General features: G+C 53.8%; 12 protein-coding genes. 6 read left to right on the plus strand and 6 right to left on the minus strand.

The genetic code is table 11. The features are described from left to right. Window positions 1–14 precede the first annotated feature (14 nt). Both E7746_RS13750 and E7746_RS13755 read right to left on the minus strand, forming a co-directional pair. The gene (locus E7746_RS13750; RefSeq protein ID WP_136411175.1) at window positions 15–2972 is read right to left on the minus strand and encodes a SusC/RagA family TonB-linked outer membrane protein; all 2958 of its coding nucleotides are present in this window, start codon (window positions 2970–2972) and stop codon (window positions 15–17) included. Window positions 2973–3078: 106 nt separating this feature from the next. Beyond that, the gene (locus E7746_RS13755) at window positions 3079–5526 is read right to left on the minus strand and encodes a helix-turn-helix domain-containing protein (protein ID WP_136411176.1); all 2448 of its coding nucleotides are present in this window, start codon (window positions 5524–5526) and stop codon (window positions 3079–3081) included. 160 nt (window positions 5527–5686) lie between these two features. On the opposite strand from E7746_RS13755, the gene E7746_RS13760 reads away from it, so the two are divergent. From E7746_RS13760 to E7746_RS13770, 3 genes are read left to right on the plus strand one after another with little or no spacing between them, the layout of a single operon-like run. Continuing rightward, on the plus strand, window positions 5687–6880 hold the full coding sequence (locus tag E7746_RS13760) for a pyridoxal phosphate-dependent aminotransferase (protein ID WP_123394993.1): 1194 nt from the start codon (window positions 5687–5689) through the stop codon (window positions 6878–6880). 55 nt (window positions 6881–6935) lie between these two features. Next, complete coding sequence (locus E7746_RS13765; protein ID WP_136411177.1) at window positions 6936–7697, plus strand: polyprenol monophosphomannose synthase; 762 nt, start codon at window positions 6936–6938, stop codon at window positions 7695–7697. Window positions 7698–7709: 12 nt separating this feature from the next. Continuing rightward, the gene (locus E7746_RS13770; protein WP_123394995.1) at window positions 7710–9059 is read left to right on the plus strand and encodes a dihydroorotase; all 1350 of its coding nucleotides are present in this window, start codon (window positions 7710–7712) and stop codon (window positions 9057–9059) included. Window positions 9060–9151: 92 nt separating this feature from the next. On the opposite strand, the gene E7746_RS13775 is transcribed toward E7746_RS13770, so the two are convergent. Next, the gene (locus E7746_RS13775; RefSeq protein ID WP_136411178.1) at window positions 9152–10093 is read right to left on the minus strand and encodes a leucine-rich repeat domain-containing protein; all 942 of its coding nucleotides are present in this window, start codon (window positions 10091–10093) and stop codon (window positions 9152–9154) included. Window positions 10094–10568: 475 nt separating this feature from the next. On the opposite strand from E7746_RS13775, the gene E7746_RS13780 reads away from it, so the two are divergent. Both E7746_RS13780 and E7746_RS13785 read left to right on the plus strand, forming a co-directional pair. Further along, window positions 10569–12416, plus strand: a complete 1848-nt coding sequence (locus tag E7746_RS13780; RefSeq protein ID WP_136411179.1) for a 2-oxoacid:acceptor oxidoreductase subunit alpha — start codon at window positions 10569–10571, stop codon at window positions 12414–12416. Window positions 12417–12428: 12 nt separating this feature from the next. Then, the gene (locus E7746_RS13785) at window positions 12429–13442 is read left to right on the plus strand and encodes a 2-oxoacid:ferredoxin oxidoreductase subunit beta (protein WP_123394998.1); all 1014 of its coding nucleotides are present in this window, start codon (window positions 12429–12431) and stop codon (window positions 13440–13442) included. Between the two features lie 206 nt (window positions 13443–13648). On the opposite strand, the gene E7746_RS13790 is transcribed toward E7746_RS13785, so the two are convergent. The 3 genes from E7746_RS13790 to E7746_RS13800 are packed head-to-tail and all read right to left on the minus strand — an operon-like array spanning window position 13649 to window position 15157. Then, the gene (locus tag E7746_RS13790) at window positions 13649–14125 is read right to left on the minus strand and encodes a DUF5024 domain-containing protein (protein ID WP_136411180.1); all 477 of its coding nucleotides are present in this window, start codon (window positions 14123–14125) and stop codon (window positions 13649–13651) included. 30 nt (window positions 14126–14155) lie between these two features. After that, window positions 14156–14662, minus strand: coding sequence for a hypothetical protein (locus tag E7746_RS13795; protein ID WP_136411181.1), 507 nt, complete (start codon window positions 14660–14662; stop codon window positions 14156–14158). Between the two features lie 3 nt (window positions 14663–14665). Continuing rightward, window positions 14666–15157, minus strand: a complete 492-nt coding sequence (locus E7746_RS13800) for an RNA polymerase sigma factor (RefSeq protein ID WP_136411182.1) — start codon at window positions 15155–15157, stop codon at window positions 14666–14668. A gap of 163 nt (window positions 15158–15320) precedes the next feature. Here E7746_RS13800 and E7746_RS13805 point away from each other — a divergent pair, with 163 nt between their 5' ends. Further along, window positions 15321–16601, plus strand: coding sequence for an O-acetylhomoserine aminocarboxypropyltransferase/cysteine synthase family protein (locus E7746_RS13805; RefSeq protein WP_136411183.1), 1281 nt, complete (start codon window positions 15321–15323; stop codon window positions 16599–16601). Window positions 16602–16616: the final 15 nt, after the last annotated feature.

The following is a 16616-nucleotide window of genomic DNA, read 5'->3' on the forward strand; positions in this document are numbered from 1 at the left end:
ATTCATTTATCAGGTTAGAAACTTACGTTGACTCCGAATGTGAACGAGCGTACCTGCGGATAACGGTCGCGGGTGTCGTAGCCGGGGGTGAGTCCGTCGGTCGACACTTCGGGGTCGATGCCCTTGTAGTGGGTGAATGTGAAGGCGTTGAGTACCGAGCCGTAGAGTCGCAGCGACTGGATGTATTTGCCTATCTTGCCGAATGTGTAGCCGAGCGTTATGTTGTCGATTTTCCAGTAGTCGCCGTCCTCGATATAGTAGCTGTTGAACTCGGGCTCTACCTCCTTGCTTAGAGGCACTTTGCCAAACACGGGGTCAAACACTGTCTTCAGTCGGTTCTCGAAGCGGCTGTTTTTGGTGTTCTCGTAGTTGAGGCGGGCACCGTTGATAACCTGGAATCCGAATGCGCCGCGCATTGTCACGTTGAGGTCCCAGCGGCGATAGCGCAGGGTGTTGTTCCATCCGGCATACCATTTAGGTAGACCGTTGCCTATCACGTGCTTGTCCTCGGGAGCGTGGGTGAAGTCCTTGTAGTTGACGAGCTCGCCGTTGCGGTCCTCGTAGATCCATCGTCCTTCATCGTCGACATCCACTACCTTGAATCCGTAGAAGTTACCGATGCTCTCGCCTACCTGCACACGGTGTGACGAAGTCACCTGACCCGAATATTCGGCTGTACCGGTGTCGAAGAAGTCATATTCGGTCTTGAACACGCTGCCCGAGAGGCTCTTCAGCTTGTTGGAGTTGATCGAGAAGCTTGCCGAGGTGGTCCACTCAAAGTCACGCATCTGAACAGGAACCACGTTTACGAGCACCTCGACACCTCGGTTCTCCATTGTACCTCCGTTGGCTGTTGTAACGTTATAAAGGTTGGGAGGTGTGGGCACTGAGTAATCGTAGATAAGGCCGTCGATGCGACGGTTGTAGAAGTCGATTGAACCGTTGACGCGGCTGTTCCACGACATGAAGTCGATACCTACGTTGAACTCCTTCTTCTCTTCCCACTTAAGGTCGGGGTTGGGGTTTGACGCCGGAACGATGGTCTGAATCCACTGTCCGTCGAGGTAGGCGTAGGAGCCGTAGCGCAACATTGCCACTCCGAGGAATGACGCACGCGGCTGTGAGCCTGTGACACCGTAACCCACACGGAGCTTCAAGTCGTCAAATATGTTCTGGTCCTGCATGAACTTCTCCTGGGTTATGCGCCATCCGAGTGATACCGACGGGAATAGACCCCATGCGTTGTCGGTGCCCCACAGCTGGCTTGCGCCCTCGTAACGCAGGGCGGCCATGAGCAGGTATTTGTTGTCGTAGGAGTAGGTGGCGCGGCCGAAGAAGCCGATGAGGTTGGTGATTGACTTGGAGGAGCCTACATTGGCCTTTCCGTCCTTAAGTGCCGAACCGATGCCGATGTTGTGCCATCCGCCGAAGTAGTCGTCCTGGAATCCCCAGTTATCCACCCAGATGTTTTCGTAATTGTTTTCGTTATAGCTGTAACCGCCAAGTATGGTGAACTTGTTGCGTCCTATCGATGCGTCATATTGAGCGGTGAGTTCGAGAAGCTTCTCGACTGAGATCGACGAGCCTACCGATGACCATCCTTTGTAGCCGTCGCGACGGGCCGATATGTGGTTGAGCGTTTCGCTGTAACCACGGTTCATCACAAATCGGTTGTAGGAGTAGTTGGCCTGAAGGGTGAGGTCGCGTATGGGGTTGTAGGTGATGCCGGCGTTATAGCGCAGCTGGGTGTTCTTTACATCGCCGTCGGCCTCGGTGAGAAGTGCCACGGGATTTTCATACTCAAACTTGCTGAGGTTCTCGTACCATGAGCCGTCCTCGTTGCGCACGGGTTCGGTGGGGTTGCGTCGGGTTGCCTGGCTGTAGGCCACGCCGCGGAAGCTGCCGCCGTTGACGGTCGATTCGCGCCAGTCGGAGCGGCCGAGAAGCCCGAAACGCAGACGCACTTTGTCGTCAAAGAGTCGCTGCGTCACCTCGATGCGTGCGCGGAAATTCTCAAAATTGGAGCGCTTCATGATACCTTGGCGCGAAGCATAGTTCACGTTGGCTATATAGTTGGCGCGTGATGTTCCTCCCGATAGCGAAAGGTTGTGCACATGGCTCACCGGGGTGCGGGTTATCTCGTCGACCCAGTCGGTGTCGTAGCCTTGGTCATAGTCGGGATATAGCTGAGCAAACTCCGATGCATTGAGCATGTCGTGCTTCTTGGAGATGTGTGATGTGCTGATGTAGCCGCTGTAGTCGACTCTCAGAATCTCGGAGCCGCGAGCCTGCTTGGTGGTGATCAGGATTACGCCGTTGGTGCCTCGTGTACCGTAGATGGCTGCCGCCGATCCGTCCTTGAGCACGTCGATGCTCTCGACATCCTCGGGTGCAACGGTGTTGAAGTCGCCGGGTATTCCGTCAATTAGAATAAGAGGTGCTGTGTTGGCGCCGCCGATTGTGCTTGTACCGCGCAGGCGAATCTGGGTGTTGCCTGTCGGGTCGCCTGAGGGATTGGTGATTGCAAGTCCTGCGACTTTGCCTTGAATGAGCTGACCCACATCCTTTACGGCGCCTTTGACGAAGTTCTCCGACTTGACGCTGGCGACGGAGCTTGTTACATCGCCTTTACGCTGCGTGCCGTATCCGATTACGACAACTTCGTCAAGATTCTGTGAATCTTCAATCATCTTAATGGTCAGTTCTTCAGTCGATTTTAGTGTTATAGTCTGCGGAACGTAGCCTATATAGCTGACTTGCAGCTGCTTACCCTCGATAGGGGGGGGTAATGTGATAGAGAACCGTCCGTCGATGTCGGTCGAGGTTCCTATTGACATTCCTTTTACCATTACGGTAACTCCGGGAAGCGGTTCGCCCGATTGCGAATCCACTACGTTTCCATGGATGCTTTGTTGAGCGTAGGATGATAATGTAAAGCTCAATAAAAGCAAAAGTTGAAACAATTTTTTCATGTAAGATAATTTTAGGTTAATGAAAATGATTGGTTCAACAAAATTATAAAAGAGGTCCGTCACCGTGACAACACGGATGTTGAATAAAAGGATATGGATGTTGATTTTATTGTTGATTCCTGGCGGCGCGTTGAGCGTATTCGCTTGGTTTGCAGCCGTATTCCTCCACGAAGCATCGGCTCATGTGACTTGTGGAGCTGAAGCCTGTGCGGTCGGCTATTTCGGCCATGGTCAGTCGCCCTTCCTTGACCATTGCAGCTGCATGGTTGAGACGGATGCTGCGTATAAATGAGCTGGGCGACTTGTCGAGCAGGAATGTCATCTTCTTGTATAATCCCGTGCGTTCCATGCACAGCTTCTCGCTCAGTTGCTTTACCGAAAAGCCTCTCTCGCCTATGTTGGCCTCGACAAGGTTTATGGCCTTAGCTATGAACTCCCTGTCCTGCGGCGAAATTGCCGGCTCGGCCTCTTCGCTGCCCGTGACGCTGCACTCGGGGTCAGGCTCCGGCTTGTCGTCGGCCGCCCTGTCGGCTTGTCCGCGCTCGTAGGAGTCACATCGCTCGATGAGGTTGTGTATACGCATCAACAGCATCTCTTCGCGATGCTTGCGCTTCAGCCTGTTGCGCGTAATGTGCTGATATATGGCAAATGACGCTACAATCAACGCTATTGCCACAAGGATGTAAACGATTATGGCGCCACGGGTGAACCACCACGGGGGAGTGATGACAAATTGCAGTGAGTTTACGGGAGCGTCGTCAAGTGTCGACGCGTCGGTGGCGGCGGCAACCTGCACTGTGTATCGGCCCGGAGGCTGATTCATGAATTTCAGGTGCATGAATCCGTTGCGGTCGACGATGCCGTTGTCGTCCGACGCCGAATAGACGGTCCACGGCGCGTCGTTGTCGATGTCGGTGAGTATGCGCACCTTGAATGTCGTCATCATTGGCCGCGCGTAGTTGAGCGACGCTATGTCGAGCGACAGGTTGTTGTCGTGAAACGGCAACGTGACGGTGGCACCGGGGTAGATGTCGATGCGCCGGTTATTGGCCGTGAGTCGGGTGAACACGGGATTGAACGTGTCGGGCTCCACCGACATCGAATCGGGATGGAATACGGTCCACCCGTTCTGACCCTGGAATACGAGAAAACCGTTATCGAGCCGCAGGGCACGCTGCTGTATGTATTCGTCGGAAAGTGCGCCGTCATTTATGTCAAAGCTGCGCACGGTGAATCCTCCGTCACTCTCGGGCCTCACCGACGATATTCCGTAGGCCGTTCCCGTCCACATTGTGCCGTCGGCGGCTTCGACAAGCGACTTCACGTTGTTGTTGACGAGTCCGTTTTCGGTGTAGAGGATTACGCTGTCGCCGGTGTTGCGTGTCACTTTCAGTCCGTCGGAAGTCGCGCTCCACAGCCATCCCCGCGAGTCGGTGATTGTGTCGTTGATTCTCAATGCCGTGCCGTGTCGTTCTCCGAAGCTGAATGTCGTGGGCAGCATTTCAGACCGCTCCTCCGAAGAGTGCATCCTGAATCTCAGCGGGTGGGAGTAGAGCAGCCCCGAATGATAGGTGCCTATCCACACTCCGCCGTGGTTGTCGATGAATATCGTGTTGAAATTGTCGGTCTTTATCGGGCCGTCGGGAGTCTTTATCCCCTCAATAAGCCTCGGCTCGAGCGAATGTCGGTCGACATGCCACAACCCGCCCTGACTCGTTATGAGAAGGTCGCCGTGAGGGGTCATCGCGAGAGTGTGCAATATATAAGGAGTGCGCATTATTTGGCGCCACGACAGGGTGCGCGGGTCAAACTGCAGCAGTATCGAATTGCCGAAATTGGTGCGTATCTGATAGATTTTTCCGTCGGGAAAGTACCTTACGAGCGATGAGCCCCTGAACTTTCCGGCGATGTCGTCGCCGTAGGCTCGCGATTCAAACAGGGTGGCCGATGTGTTGCGGTCGAGGCCGCGCACCAATCCGGTGCTGTAGAATAGCATCACCGTGTCGCCCGTCACCTCCAGGTCCTGAAGGTTGCCGCTATCCTTTACCAACGGCAGGTGACGCTGACGCTCCACATCCCACAGCCCGGCGGAGTCAACAAGCCAGATGTCGCTCCTGCGGTCGAGGAAGAGGTCGTTGACGCGCCCTCCCGAGGGCTTCATCGTCGTGAACATCCCCTCAAGGTCGTTTACATAACCCATGCGGTTTACATCGAGGCACTGCATGTTGTGACGCTCCTTTATCCAGAGCCGGTTGTCGCGTCCCGCATACACGTGATAGGCGCCGTCGTAATCGGCAAGCCTGTACATGCTTGAGTCAACGTAGTGAACATAGTCGAATCCCCCGCCGTTGTAGATGTTGACATTCCCCGAAGTGGTCACGGCCATGCGTCCGTCATGCAGCTGCAGCAGATGAAGCACTTCGTTGTCGCTAAGTCCGTCACGTGTGCCGATGCGTGTAAACACAAGGCCGTCGACCCGTATCGAGGCACTTGATGTGACGATGACGGCAAGAAGCGTGATGATTGCGGCAATCAGGCGATGGTAGCGTTTCATGATGTTGCAAAATTATTCATTTTTCGGAATAAAAAACTTCAAAATGTCATGAAAAAATATTTTGTCATCCAAAGTGGCGTTTTTGTGTTGAATGTCATTTTTATTAATTAACTTTGCGTCAACTATTAGTATACGGTAACTTTAAAAATATTGCATAGAGATGAATCACGTGTCAAATCGCGTTCAATCGCTTGCACCGTCGCAGACACTTGCGATGTCGCAGAAGAGCAATGAGCTTAAGGCTCAGGGTGTGGATGTAATAAACCTGTCGGTAGGAGAACCCGACTTCAACACTCCCGAGCACATAAAGGAGGCCGCCAAGCGTGCCGTCGACGAGAACTACACTTTCTACACTCCCGTGCCGGGTTACATGACCTTGCGCAAGGCCATTTCGGAGAAACTGAAGAAGGAGAACGGCGTGGATTTCGCTCCCGAGCAGATTGTGGTTTCGGGCGGTGCAAAGCAGTCGCTGTGCAATGTCGTGCTGTCAGTTATCAACCCCGGCGACGAAGTTATCATTCCCACTCCGGCTTGGGTGAGCTACGTTGAGATGGTGCATCTCGCCGAGGGCAAGAACGTTCTCGTTCCCGCCACCATCGAGCAGGATTTCAAGATTACTCCCGAGCAGCTGCGTGCCGCTTTGACCGAGCGCACCCGCCTCATCATCTTCTGCTCGCCATCCAACCCCACCGGCAGCGTCTACAGCCGCGAGGAGCTCGCCGAGCTCGTAAAGGTGCTTGCCGACTATCCCGACGTGCTTGTGCTCGCCGACGAGATATATGAGCACATCAACTTCACCGGAAGCTTCACCTCGCTCGCCTCGTTCCCCGAAATCGCCGACCGCGTGTGCATCGTCAACGGCGTGTCAAAGGCTTATGCCATGACAGGATGGCGCATCGGATTCCTTGCCGCCCCGCTGTGGCTGGCACGTGCCACCAACAAGCTCCAGAGCCAGTACACCTCAGGCGCTTCGTCAATAGCACAGAAGGCCGCCGAGGCTGCCTACACCGGTTCGCAGGAGTGTGTCGAGGAGATGCGCAAGGCATTTGAGCGCCGCCGCGACCTCGTTGTGGGACTCGCACGCACCATCCCCGGATGGAAGGTCAACAATCCTCAGGGAGCTTTCTACCTCTTCCCCGAGGTGTCGAGCTACTTCGGCAAGCGTTACGGCGACACAGTGATCAACAACGACTCCGACCTCGCAATGTATCTGCTCGAGGAGGGACACGTGGCCACAGTTGCCGGCTCGGCATTCTGCACTCCCGGCTACATACGCCTCAGCTACGCTACCAGCGACGACAACATCCGTGAAGCCATGCGTCGCATCGAGGCCGCTCTCGCCAAGCTCGTGTGATGCCGGGGCGTTAAACCAAATTTACAAGTATAAGCAATAACTACAGGATATCCTAATGAAGCCTATCGAGGGTAAATCGGACTGTGTGGTGATTATTCCCACCTACAATGAGCGTGAAAACGCCGCCGCCATCATCGAGGCGGTCATGAACCAGCCTCACGAAATGGATGTGCTCGTGGTCGATGACGGTTCGCCCGACGGCACCGCCGCCATTGTGCGAGGAAAGATGGAGGAGCATCCCGGACGAGTGCATCTGCTTGAACGAAGCGGAAAGCTCGGACTCGGCACCGCCTACATCACCGGGTTCAAGTGGGCCATCGAGCGCAAGTATGAATACATATTCGAGATGGACGCCGACTTTTCCCACAACCCCGACGACCTCATGGCTCTATACAAAGCGTGTGCCGAAGGTGGCGCCGATGTGGCCATCGGTTCCCGTTACGTGACGGGGGTGAATGTGGTCAACTGGCCCATGGGGCGCGTGCTCATGTCCTACTACGCATCCAAATATGTGCGCATAGTGACCGGAATGCCCATCCGCGACACCACCGCGGGATTTGTGTGCTATCGCCGCCGCGTGCTCGAAACAATCAGGCTCGACGATGTGCGCTTCAAGGGCTATGCATTCCAGATTGAGATGAAGTTCACCGCCTACAAGTGCCGGTTCAAGATTGTCGAGGTGCCCATCGTGTTTGTCAACCGGGTGCTCGGCGAGAGCAAGATGAGCTCGGGCATATTCTCGGAAGCGGTGTTTGGAGTGGTGCGCCTCAAGGTGTGGAGCTGGTTTCACAAATATCCCGATTGCAGTAAAAAATAGTCATATATCCCCGTGAACGATACTATCATCTACAATGCTCTGCTTATCAACGAGGGCGAGAAATTCAAGGGTTACGTGGTGACCGACGGCCCGGTCATAGCCCGTGTGGGGCGTGGTGACGCGCCTGCCGATCTCATTGCAGCCTGCCGCGAGGCTGTCGACGCCCGAGGCTCCTATCTGCTCCCCGGAGTGATCGACGACCAGGTACACTTCCGTGACCCCGGACTGGTGCATAAGGGCGACATTGCCACCGAGTCGATTGCCGCAGTGGCGGGAGGTGTGACATCGTTCATGGACATGCCCAATACCAAGCCGCCAACAGTGACCCAGAAGGCGCTTCGCGAGAAGCTGCAGCATGCGTCGGAGGTGTCGGCGGCCAACTACTCATTCTTCATCGGAGCTACCAACGACAACATGCGTGAGCTCCTTGAGTGTGACTATAAAATCACTCCCGGCGTGAAGCTGTTTCTGGGTTCGTCGACAGGCAATATGCTCGTCGACGAGGAGTCGGCGCGTGACCGCATATTCAGCGAAGTGCCGGCCATAATAGCCGTGCACTCCGAGGACGAGGCAACCATACGCGCCAATCGTCAGCGTTACGAAAGCGAGTGTGGAGGCAGCGTGCCGGTTGAGATGCATCCGCTCATCCGCAGTCGTGAGGCTTGCGTGCTGTCGACACGAAGGGCCATCGAGCGCGCCGAGCGATGCAACACGAGGCTTCATGTGCTGCATGTGTCGACCGCCGATGAAGTGGCCATGTTTTCCGATGCACCGCTCCCCGAGAAGCGCATAACGGCCGAGGTGTGTGTGCACCACCTTTGGTTCTGCGACGAGGACTATGCCCGGCTTGGATCGAGGATAAAGATGAATCCCGCGGTCAAGAGCCGTGCCGACCGCGATGCTCTCCGTCAGGGATTGCGCGACGGCCGCATCGACATCGTGGCCACCGACCATGCTCCGCATCTGCCTGCCGAAAAGGAGGGCGATGCCCTCACTGCCGCTTCGGGGGCGCCTATGGTGCAGTTCTCGCTTCCCGTGATGCTGGAGCTTGCCGACATGGGAGTGTTTACTCATCAGCTCGTGGTCGACAAGATGTGTCACGCGCCCGCAAGACTGTATGACATCATGGGGCGAGGCTTCATCCGCGAGGGTTATATGGCCGACTTGGTGCTGGTGAAGCCCGGCGAGGCCTACACGGTGACCGACGACATGGTGCTGAGCCGATGCGGCTGGACGCCACTTGCCGGTACAACTCTCCACAATCGCGTTACCGATACATGGGTAAACGGGCATCGGGCGTGCCGTGACGGAAAAGTCGACGACACTGTGCGAGGCACGGAATTGCGATACGGCGGTAAATGACTTGAAAACTAACGAAATAATAGGGGCGGCCTTGCAAGGCCGCCCCTATTCACTATATAGAATAAGATTAAGACATCGTTCCCCAATATTTGTTATCGCTCGGGCAGTTCCTCCCCCCATTTGGGAAGATTCTCCTTCCAGTCGGGATTATTTGCAATATACTCTTTTTCCATTTCGCTAACTTCAGCCCATGATGGGATATTGGTAAATCCGTAACCTTCCTGTTGCTGCAATATTTGACCATGAAAGTTATTGAATCTGATAGGGTCCTTAAGAAGTTTTTCAAGAACATCTGCAGGTACCTCGCCTTGGAGGCGATTTCCCTGCAGATTTGCACCCGAATGTATTACGCTTCCGTTGACCAACCAGTCCACACCTCCGGCACCGGTCCAGTCCAATGATGTGAAGTTATTATTGAAAAGCTGAACATAGGCATGGGTTATTGCCGGACATTCGCCCGTGAATGCGTTATCAGGCATATAGAATATAGGTTCAGGATAGGTGGGGCGATATCTTAATCTGGTTACCGAAGGAGGTAGTTTTTTCAGCTTCCTATTTTCTATTATTGACACATATGTAAGGTTTTCGGTGAAGATGTCATCAGGAAGTGAGGTGAATTGCGTGAATTCAATCCATAAATGTTCAAGATTCAGCTTGGTCACTGATTCAGGTAATTCTCCATAATAGCATTTTCCTATTATAGAAAGTGACCTGAGGTGCTTAAGCTCTCCGATACATTCAGGAATGTACCCATAAGCTCCTGATTCAGGTTCATCAAATGAGAAAATCTCTAAACCCACAAGATTGTAACGCTTTTCCTCCTTATCCCAGACCCACATGCTTGGCCATGTCTTTATGCTGTCGAGTATTAATTCCGGCCCCACTCCTTCCAGTTTTCCGCTATATGATTTATATATTTCGCAGGCGATTGCGCTGTCTTGTTCATTGAACAGACGGTATGGCTTTTGCGGTTCCGGATCGTCATCGGAACTGCATCCCCCCAATATTAATCCATGCAGTGCGAGAATTGTCAAAAGCCAAAACAATAACTTTCGTATAATCTTAAATCTAAACGGTTAATAATTTATTTTCATATTCCGCATCACTGCATGATACGGTTAGTGTCGCTGCAATCATGATTGCAGAGGCAACGAGGGGTAGAGTTTTTCTTTTCATGGCTAATATAATTTGGTTATTAGTTTTGGCAATCGGATATTGGCTTAATCTATCGGCAATATAGCAAAATAAATCTACAAAAAACAAATATTATGCAAAATTTAACAAAATAAACAGCAAAATGCTACTCCATTTGCCGATTCCGGGAGGTAAAATTGAAAAGTAATCGATAAAAAGACAAATATAGGTTAAATAAATCGCGAGGATTATTTGACATGTAAAATATTTAACCGTAAATTTGCGAACCAAGCCACTTGAGCGTCAAAAGCAATGACATTCAAGTGCTTTTTATCGATAATAGGCCAAAAAACTAAGTGAAATCATATAAATGTCATGTTAGAGAAAACCAATGTAAAGACTCTTGACAAAGTAGTCGTGAGATTTTCCGGCGATTCCGGCGACGGAATGCAGCTTGCCGGCAACATCTTCACTAATGTGTCGGCCGGAGTCGGAAACCAAGTTTCGACTTTCCCCGACTATCCGGCAGAAATCCGCGCCCCGCAAGGTTCGCTTGGCGGAGTATCGGGATTTCAGGTTCATATAGGAACAAATGTACACACACCGGGCGACAAGGCCGATGTGCTTATTGCCATGAATCCCGCTGCCTTGAAGCAGAATGTCAAGCACCTCAAGCCCGGAGGTGTAGTGATTGTCGACATCGACTCATTCAAGGAAGCCGACCTGAAAAAGGCTCTTTTTGAAACAGCCGACCCCTTCAAGGAACTTAACCTTAACGCACAGGTGATTGAGGTGCCCGTCACCTCGATGACCAAGGCCGCACTTGCCGAATCGGGACTTGACAACAAGTCGGTGCTGAAGTGCCGCAACATATTTGCTCTCGGCCTCGTGTGCTGGTTGTTTGACCGCCCGCTGGAGGCTGCCATGCACCATCTTAAGAACAAGTTTGCCCGCAAGCCCGCCATTTACGAGGCCAATGCCAAGGTAATCCAGGCCGGCTACGACTACGGGTCCAACATACACGCCTCGGTGTCGACCTACCGCATCGAGTCGGAGGACATCCGTCCGGGACACTATACCGACATCAACGGCAACACGGCCACTGCATGGGGATTGATAATGGCCGCCGAGAAGTCGGGTCGTCCGCTCTTCCTCGGAAGCTACCCCATCACTCCCGCCACCGACATTCTTCATGAGCTTGCCAAGCGCAAGGATCTCGGCGTGAAGGCCGTGCAGATGGAGGACGAGATTGCCGGAGTTTGCTCGGCTATCGGAGCGTCATTTGCCGGAAACCTCGGCGTCACTTCAACTTCGGGCCCCGGCCTTGCATTGAAGAGCGAGGGTATAGGTCTTGCCGTTATGGCCGAGCTGCCGCTGGTGGTAATCGATGTACAGCGCGGAGGCCCCTCGACCGGACTTCCCACCAAGACCGAGCAGACCGACCTTATGCAGGCCCTCTACGGTCGCAACGGCGAGTCGCCCCTGGTGGTAGTGGCTCCCGCATCGCCCACCGACTGCTTCACCATGGCCTTTGAGGCTTCGCGCATAGCGATCGAGCACATGACTCCCGTGATTCTGCTCTCCGATGCATTCATCGGCAACGGCTCGTCGGCATGGCGCATTCCCGACGATGACGAATATCCCGCCATCAAGCCCCATTACGTGCCCGAGGAGATGCGCTCCACATGGCGTGCCTATCAGCGCGACGAGGAGAGCAATGTGCGCTACTGGGCAATTCCCGGAACCGAAGGCCTCACCCACCGCCTCGGCGGCCTTGAAAAGGACTTTGTGACAGGTGCCATATCGACCGACCCCGCCAACCATGAGAAGATGGTGTATGTGCGCAAGGCCAAGATTGAGAAGATTGCCAATGACATTCCCGAACTCGAGGTGCTGTGTGACGCCGATGCCGACACGCTGCTCGTGGGCTGGGGAGGTACCTACGGACACCTCTACACCGCAGCTCAGGAGCTGTGCAAGGAGGGCCGCAAGGTGGCTTTTGCCCATTTCCGCTACATAAACCCGCTGCCCCGCAACACCCGCGAAGTGCTTTCACGCTACAAGAAGGTGATATGCGCCGAATTGAACACGGGACAGTTTGCCGACTATCTGCAGAGCAAGTTTGCCGGACTTGAGGTTAAGCGCATCAATAAGGTTCAGGGTCAGCCCTTCCTGGTGCAGGAGGTCGTTGACGGCGTTAAAAAATTTATGGACGAAAAGTAAAAAGTTACGACTATGGATTGCATAAAATATACAGCAGCTGACTATAAGAGCGACCAATCGGTGCGCTGGTGCCCCGGATGTGGCGACCATGCCATACTCAACGTGCTCCACAAGGCTATGGCCGAAATAGGCGTGGCTCCCCACAACACAGCCGTGATTTCGGGCATCGGGTGCAGCTCGCGCCTCCCTTACTACATGAACACCTACGGATTCCACACCATCCACGGCCGTGCCGCCGCAGTGGCTACGGGATTCAAGGTGGCCAATCCGGCAATGACCGTGTGGCAGATTTCGGGTGACGGCGACGGCCTTGCCATAGGCGGAAACCACTTCATCCATGCAGTGCGTCGAAATGTCGACATCAACCTGCTGTTGTTCAACAATAAGATCTACGGCTTGACCAAGGGTCAGTATTCACCCACAAGCGCACGCGGATTTGTGAGCAAGTCATCGCCCTACGGCACTACCGAGGATCCGTTTATCCCGGCCGAACTCGTGTTTGGCGCCCGTGGCAACTTCTTCGGCCGCTCGATCGATGTCGACCTGCCCATCGCCCAGGAGGTGATGGTGGCCGCCGCCCGTCACCGTGGCACTTCGGTTGTAGAGATGCTTCAGAACTGCGTGATATTCAACAACGGCATACACAACTACATCAGCGACCGCGAGTTCCGCGCCGAGCGCACAATTCATCTGCGTCACGGCGAGAAGATGCTCTTCGGCAAGAACATGGAGAAGGGACTTGTGCGCGACGGATTCCTGCTGAAGGCCGTCGAGCTTGGCAAGGACGGATACACTATCGACGATGTGCTCGTTCATGACGCTCACACCCCGAGCAACTTCCTCCACCAGCAGCTTGCCATGATGGACGGCTACGACCTGCCGCTTGCTGTGGGCGTGATCCGCGATGTGGAGAGTCCCGTCTACAACGAGGAGATCGACATGCAGATCGAGCAGGTGCGCGCCAAGAAGGGATTTGACCGGTTGCGCGACATGATTCTCGCAGGCGAAACCTGGGAGGTCAAGTAAGCCACCCGTTACGATAAAAAGCGAAGCGCGATTGTGTATCCCACACAGTCGCGCTTCTTTCATTATTAGTGGAGGCGTCTTCGGCCTGTTGTATTAATCTCTATGGAGGCCGTTCCCAATTTTCAGTGTCCTCCACCCGATTACTCAATTCAGTGCATTAAAAGCTATTCTCTTTATATGTTATCCTTGTTGCAGTATGTGCGGGTCTATAGCATCGCCGTCAGCGGCAGGTTCATCTGGGGCAGCTTGTCGCGGCGTATCATCACGTTGACTGCGCCGTTGTCCTTTCCGTCGGGACGGAATATGTAGGTCACCGTTATCTGCTCGCCGTGGGTTATTGTGGCGCTGTACATCGTTTCGCGCTTGTTGAAGTAGTAGGTAAACGACACCTGGTTGCTGTCGCTCGATATGATTGCCTTGTCGGCCTGCTCTTCATCGTCCATGAACGCATCCTTAAGCCTCTGTGCGAGGGCCTTGCTGTTGATGGTGTAGGTGCGCACGGTCTTTTCGATTTTGTGGTTCTTGGGATTGCGCGTGGTTACCGAGTTCACTATCACCGACTTGTCCTTGGCTATTGCGTTTATTGCCGACTGGATGTTTTTCTGGGCCGAAACCTCGACCGAACATGCCACTGCGAATACCACTGCGAGCAGCAGGCTCTTGATGATGCTTGATGAGTTCATTGCTTGGAGTCTATTTGAATGATTAATTTATTATTGTCTGCCTTTTTGTTCTATTTCGTTCTCGGCCTGCTGGAGGTTGCGGTAGGTTTCGAGAGCCTTGCGCTCCACATCGTCGGCATGGGCGATGGTGGCCTCTATCTCGGGCATTATCTCGTTGATGTTGCTGTTGACCGTGTTGCCCACTTTCACGTAGCTGCCGTCGTAGATGCTCGTCGAGGATGTGCTGCCGGTAAACAGCGCTATTCCAACGCTCACCATCACGGCCACCATGGCTGCGGCGGCGATGCTCCACCTCACGAGCCTTATGCGTATGATGCGGCTCTGTCGGCGGTTCTCCTCTATGAGCCGGCGGGGATCCTCCTCCATCTTGCCGTCATACCACGCAAACATCGGGGCGTACTCTTGCAGTGACTGAGGCACATCCTCATTCTTGAAAAAGTCATATAGCGCCTGCTCTTCGGCGTTGCTCGTTTCACCGTCAAGAAACTTTTCGATGTAGTTTCTTACGTTTTTCTTTGTTATAATAGTAGTGTTCATCGTTCAATTGGGCATAAATTGTTGTTTTACTCTCTTTCTCGCTCTCGACAGGTTGACGCGCACGGCTCCGGGATTGCTTCCCGTTATTGCGGCTATCTCTTCGACCTCGAAGCCTTCGACATGCTTCATCCTCAGTATCGATTGCTGTAGGTCGGGCAGTGCCGATATTGCGTCGAATATCTCCTTGAGGCTCTCCTCCCGGATGATTTTCGTTTCAGTCGATTCGTCGCCTTTTACATCGTATAGCTCGTCGATGTCGACCATTCCCGACCGGCGGCCTCTTATGCAGCTTATGGCGAGATGCCGCGTGATGACCGAGGCCAGGGAGTCGACGCTTCGGTAGTCGTCGAGTCGGTCACGCAGAAACCATAGCTTCAGCAGCGTGTCCTGCACCACATCTTCGGCGTCGTCACCGTTGTTGAGGTACCGGATGGCGAGCTGCAGAAGTTGCGGACGCATACGTGTTATTCGGCTTTCAAACTCTTTCCGTTCCATATTCACCTATATGACGCAGTGATGTGGCAAAACGTTACATCAATATTCCGATTTTTTTAAAAACAGTCGGCGTGACTTGCATATTTCTCGTTTTTTTGCATACCTTTGCGAGTGCGAAAGTGCATAGTTGAATATTAATTGAGAAATATAAAAAACGGAAATTATGGCAAACAATTTTAAGCCGGAAACCCTGTGTGTGCAGGCCGGTTGGACCCCTACCAAGGGAGAGCCGAGAGTGCTCCCGATCTATCAGAGTACTACTTTTAAATATGATACGAGCGAGCAGATGGCCCGTCTGTTTGACCTTGAGGACACGGGTTTCTTCTACACCCGTCTTCAGAATCCCACCAATGAGGCCGTTGCCGCAAAGATTGCCGCTCTTGAAGGCGGAGTGGGCGCGATGCTCACCTCCAGCGGACAGGCCGCCAACTTCTATGCACTGTTCAACATCTGTCAGGCAGGCGACCACTTCGTGTGCTCCTCGGCCATCTACGGCGGCACGTTCAACCTCTTTGGCGTGACAATGAAGAAGCTCGGAATCGATGTGACATTCGTCAATCCCGACGCAAGCGAGGAGGAGATTATAGCCGCTTTCCGTCCCAACACCAAGGCGCTCTTTGGCGAAACCATATCCAACCCCTCGCTCGAGGTGCTTGACATCGAGAAGTTTGCCCGCATAGCCCACAGCCAGGGTGTGCCCCTGATTGTCGACAACACATTCCCCACGCCCATAAATTGTCGCCCGTTTGAATGGGGTGCCGACATCGTTGTACACTCGACCACCAAATATATGGACGGTCACGCAACGAGCGTGGGCGGCGTCATCGTCGACAGCGGAAACTTTGACTGGGAGGCCCATGCCGAGAAGTATCCCGGACTTTGCACCCCCGATGACTCATACCACGGCCTCACCTACACAAAGGCTTTCGGCAAGATGGCCTACATGGTCAAGGCCACTGCGCAGTTGATGCGTGACCTCGGAAGCATCCAGTCGCCGCAGAACGCATTTCTGCTGAATCTCGGTCTTGAAACGCTGCACTTGCGCATGCCCCGCCACTGTTCCAACGCTCAGGCTGTGGCCGAATACCTCTCGGGCAACGACAAGGTGGCCTGGGTCAACTATTGCGGACTGCCCGGCAACAAGTATCACGACCTTGCGATGAAGTATATGCCCAACGGATCCTGCGGCGTAGTGTCGTTTGGACTCAAGGGCGGCCGCGATGTGGCTATAAGGTTTATGGACAACCTGAAGCTTGCCGCTATCGTGACGCACGTGGCCGATGCGCGCACTTGTGTGCTGCATCCTGCAAGTCACACCCATCGACAGCTTTCCGACGAGCAGCTCCTGGAAGCGGGAGTGCGCCCCGACCTCATCCGCTTTTCGGTGGGAATCGAGAATGTCGACGACATCATCGCCGACATCAAGCAGGCTCTCGAAGCGTGACGCTTGCAGTTAAGT

The sequence above is a fragment of the Muribaculum gordoncarteri genome (assembly GCF_004803695.1).
Lineage (GTDB): Bacteria > Bacteroidota > Bacteroidia > Bacteroidales > Muribaculaceae > Muribaculum > Muribaculum gordoncarteri.

What these genes read in the sequence shown, in the direction of transcription:
- E7746_RS13750 (WP_136411175.1), bottom strand. Translation starts at nt 2,972, where the DNA reads ATGAAAAAATTGTTTCAACTTTTGCTTTTATTGAGCTTTACATTATCA.
- E7746_RS13755 (WP_136411176.1), bottom strand. Translation starts at nt 5,526, where the DNA reads ATGAAACGCTACCATCGCCTGATTGCCGCAATCATCACGCTTCTTGCC.
- E7746_RS13760 (WP_123394993.1), top strand. Translation starts at nt 5,687, where the DNA reads ATGAATCACGTGTCAAATCGCGTTCAATCGCTTGCACCGTCGCAGACA.
- E7746_RS13765 (WP_136411177.1), top strand. Translation starts at nt 6,936, where the DNA reads ATGAAGCCTATCGAGGGTAAATCGGACTGTGTGGTGATTATTCCCACC.
- E7746_RS13780 (WP_136411179.1), top strand. Translation starts at nt 10,569, where the DNA reads ATGTTAGAGAAAACCAATGTAAAGACTCTTGACAAAGTAGTCGTGAGA.
- E7746_RS13785 (WP_123394998.1), top strand. Translation starts at nt 12,429, where the DNA reads ATGGATTGCATAAAATATACAGCAGCTGACTATAAGAGCGACCAATCG.
- E7746_RS13790 (WP_136411180.1), bottom strand. Translation starts at nt 14,125, where the DNA reads ATGAACTCATCAAGCATCATCAAGAGCCTGCTGCTCGCAGTGGTATTC.
- E7746_RS13795 (WP_136411181.1), bottom strand. Translation starts at nt 14,662, where the DNA reads ATGAACACTACTATTATAACAAAGAAAAACGTAAGAAACTACATCGAA.
- E7746_RS13800 (WP_136411182.1), bottom strand. Translation starts at nt 15,157, where the DNA reads ATGGAACGGAAAGAGTTTGAAAGCCGAATAACACGTATGCGTCCGCAA.
- E7746_RS13805 (WP_136411183.1), top strand. Translation starts at nt 15,321, where the DNA reads ATGGCAAACAATTTTAAGCCGGAAACCCTGTGTGTGCAGGCCGGTTGG.